Annotated in this window: 1 protein-coding gene; it reads left to right on the top strand. The window is 69.1% G+C overall.

What is annotated here, in order from left to right; translation table 11 throughout:
* Nucleotides 1-140 precede the first annotated feature (140 nt).
* The coding region (locus ACZ53N_RS37315) for an NF041680 family putative transposase (RefSeq protein WP_469145129.1) at nt 141-1,594 on the top strand (1,454 nt) is incomplete at its 3' end.

Genomic DNA, 1,594 nt, shown 5'->3' with positions numbered 1-1,594 from the left:
CTTAGCTTGGCGTTTATCACCTGAGGTCGAACGTCGCGTCGAACTTGCCTGGGATCTGCTGTTCGCCTGACGTGAGGGCGGCCTCCGTCTGATCATGTGCTCCGTCACAGAGGCACTTGGTCAGCACGAAGGCCGTAACGATGAGTCTGCTGCAGCGGGACATCCCGCGGGATGCGTTTGGGGAACTGTCCCGCTTCCGGACGGAGTTCTATGCCTGCCTTACCGCGCGGGGTGACGCGCTGTTCGAGCTGGCAGACGCCCTGCTGTGCTCGGACGGCCCGGTGAAGACGCTCGTCGAGCTGTCCCTGGCGCCCGAGCACCGGCGCGGTCACGGCGCCCTGTACGGCGGGATGAACTACGGGCGGCTGGATGTGGCACGGCTGCGCCGGACTCTGGCCGGTCTGCCGCTGCCGCGGGCTGCGGACGGGCGGCTCGTCCTGGCCGTGGATGTCAGCAACTGGCTGCGGCCGGATGCGAATACCAGCCCGGAGAGGCTGTTCTGCCATACCTACGGCCGTGGCAGGGGCTCGGCTCAGATGGTCCCCGGGTGGCCCTATTCCTTCGTCGCCGCCCTGGAGCCCGGGCGGACTTCGTGGACGGCCGTGCTGGACGTGGTGCGCTTGTGTCCGTGGGACGACGAGATCGCTGTCACCGCCGGCCAGGTCCGGGAAGTCGTCCGGCGGCTGCTGGCCGCCGGGCAGTGGCAGGCCGGTGACCCGCCCGTCCTGATCGTCGTCGATGCCGGTTATGACGTGACCCGCCTGGCCTTCCTCCTCGCCGACCTGCCGGTCGAACTGCTGGGGCGGATGCGTTCGGACCGAGTCCTGTACTTCCCGCCCCCGCCGCAGCCAGCAGGCAAGCGCGGGCGCAAACCCCAGCGCGGAGCGGAGTTCAAGTTCGAGGACCCCGCCACCTGGCCCGCCCCGGACGTCACCACGGTCACCGACACCACACACTACGGACGGGCCGAAGCCGCTGCCTGGGACCGGCTGCACCCGCTGCTGGTCCGGCGCTCGGCCTGGGCCAACTATCCAGAAGGCCGGCTGCCGGTCATCGAAGGCACCGTCATCCGCCTCCGCGTCGAGCACCTGCGCGGGGACCGCAATCCCAGGCCGATCTGGCTGTGGTGGTCCAGAACCGGTGCAACGGCCGGGGACGTCGACCGGCTCTGGCAGGGATTCCTGCGCAGATTCGATCTTGAACATACCTTCAGAATGATCAAGCAGACGCTGGGCTGGACCGTTCCCAAACTCCGCGAGCCCGCAGCCGCCGACCGCTGGACCTGGCTGATCGTCGCCGCCTACACGCAGCTCCGCCTCGCCCGGCCACTCGCAGAAGACCTCCGCAAACCCTGGGAACGGCCCGCACGCCGAGGACGCCTCACGCCCGCCCGCGTCCGCCGGGGATTTCGCCGCCTCCACGGGAAAACCCCTCAGCCGGCCAGCGCACCGAAAGTCAGCACCGCAGGCCCCGGCCGGCCAACTGGCTCGAGGAACAGGCACCGTGCGTGCGAGCACCCCGTCGGCAAACGGGACAAACCAACCACCGCAGAGCGCGCCACGAACAACCGGTCTGCACAAACGCCAAGCTTAGG

This window comes from Streptomyces sp. NPDC033229, from assembly GCF_055576875.1.
This window is presented reverse-complemented; position numbering and strand designations above follow the sequence as displayed.